Annotated in this window: 1 rRNA gene; it reads left to right on the top strand. The window is 49.5% G+C overall.

The annotated features are described in order from the left end of the window. Positions 1 to 2,288 (top strand): 23S ribosomal RNA (locus tag B5X62_RS15380); the annotation flags it as partial.

Below are 2,288 nucleotides of genomic sequence, written 5' to 3'. Positions count from 1 at the left end.
ACTTCGAATAGAAGGGTGAAATAGAACCTGAAACCGTACGCCTACAAGCGGTCGGAGCTCACAAGTTGAGTGACGGCGTGCCTTTTGCATAATGAGCCTACGAGTTAATTTTACTAGCGAGGTTAAGGACTTCAGGTCCGGAGCCGGAGCGAAAGCGAGTCTGAATAGGGCAGTTAGTTAGTAGGATTAGACGCGAAACCTTGTGATCTACCCATGGGCAGGTTGAAGCTTTGGTAACACAAAGTGGAGGACCGAACCGGTTGACGTTGAAAAGTCTTCGGATGACTTGTGGGTAGGGGTGAAAGGCCAATCAAACTGGGAGATAGCTCGTACTCTCCGAAATGCATTTAGGTGCAGCGTCGATGTAAAGTTTATTAGAGGTAGAGCTACTGATTGGATGCGGGGGAGTCAAATCCTACCAATTCCTGACAAACTCCGAATGCTAATAAATGTTCGTCGGCAGTGAGGGCATGGGTGCTAAGGTCCATGTCCGAGAGGGAAAGAACCCAGACCAACAGCTAAGGTCCCTAAATCTATACTAAGTTGAAGCAACGCGGTTGAACTGCATTGACAGCTAGGATGTTGGCTTGGAAGCAGCCATTCATTTAAAGAGTGCGTAACAGCTCACTAGTCGAGCGGTTCGGCATGGATAATAATCGGGCATAAGTATAGTACCGAAGCTATGGATTTGTATCTTAGGGATACATCTGGTAGGAGAGCATTCTATTTGCGCCGAAGCAGTATCGTGAGGTATTGTGGAGCGGATAGAAAAGAAAATGTAGGCATAAGTAACGATAAAGGGGGCGAGAAACCCCCTCACCGAAAGACTAAGGTTTCCTCAGCCATGCTAATCAGCTGAGGGTTAGTCGGGACCTAACGCGCACCCGAAAGGGGAAGTGGATGGACAATGGGTTAATATTCCCATACTTGCTCACACTAAAAAGGGGACGGATTGCCGTACTTACTGGAGACTGACGGAATAGTCAAGGCCTAGCCTTCGGGCGAAGCTGCTGTAGGGAAAGCGGTTCCAAGAAAAGCCGAAGTGAAGCAACCCGTACCAAAACCGACACAGGTAGTCGAGGAGAGAATCCTAAGGTGCTCGAGTGAGTCGTGGCTAAGGAACTAGGCAAAATAGTCTCGTAACTTCGGAAGAAGAGACGCCTCCCTCCGGGGAGGCCGCAGTGAAGAGGCCCAGGCGACTGTTTATCAAAAACACAGGACTCTGCTAAATCGAAAGATGCTGTATAGGGTCTGACACCTGCCCGGTGCTGGAAGGTTAAGGAAGGGCGTTAGCGTAAGCGAAGCGTTTGACTGAAGCCCCAGTAAACGGCGGCCGTAACTATAACGGTCCTAAGGTAGCGAAATTCCTTGTCGGGTAAGTTCCGACCTGCACGAATGGTGTAACGATCTGGGCACTGTCTCAGCCACGAGCTCGGTGAAATTGTAGTATCGGTGAAGATGCCGATTACCCGCAATGGGACGAAAAGACCCTGTGAACCTTTACTATAACTTCGTATTGACTTTGAGTAAGTAATGTGTAGGATAGGTGGGAGACTATGAAGCATGTACGCTAGTATGTGTGGAGTCAACGTTGAAATACCACCCTTTACTTACTTGGAGCCTAACTTCTTGAATAAGAAGGACATTGCGTGGTGGGTAGTTTGACTGGGGTGGTCGCCTCCAAAAGAGTAACGGAGGCTTTCAAAGGTACCCTCAGCACGCTTGGTAACCGTGCGTAGAGTGTAATGGCATAAGGGTGCTTGACTGTGAGACCCACAAGTCGATCAGGTGCGAAAGCAGGACATAGTGATCCGGTGGTTCCGTATGGAAGGGCCATCGCTCATAGGATAAAAGGTACTCCGGGGATAACAGGCTAGTCTCCCCCAAGAGCTCACATCGACGGGGAGGTTCGGCACCTCGATGTCGGCTCGTCACATCCTGGGGCTGGAGAAGGTCCCAAGGGTTGGGCTGTTCGCCCATTAAAGTGGCACGCGAGCTGGGTTCAGAACGTCGTGAGACAGTTCGGTCTCTATCTATTGCGGGCGTTAGAAGTTTGAGCGGACTTGACTCTAGTACGAGAGGACCGTGTTGAACAAACCTCTGGTGTATCAGTTGTACCGCCAGGTGCACCGCTGAGTAGCTACGTTTGGAAGAGATAAGCACTGAAAGCATATAAGTGCGAAACTCGCCGCAAGATTAGACTTCTTTTAAGGGTCGTTGGAGATGACAACGTTGATAGGCTATAGGTGTAAAGACAGTAATGTCATAGCCGAGTAGTACTAATTACC

This window comes from Soonwooa buanensis (assembly GCF_900167905.1).
GTDB lineage: Bacteria > Bacteroidota > Bacteroidia > Flavobacteriales > Weeksellaceae > Soonwooa > Soonwooa buanensis.
This window is presented reverse-complemented; position numbering and strand designations above follow the sequence as displayed.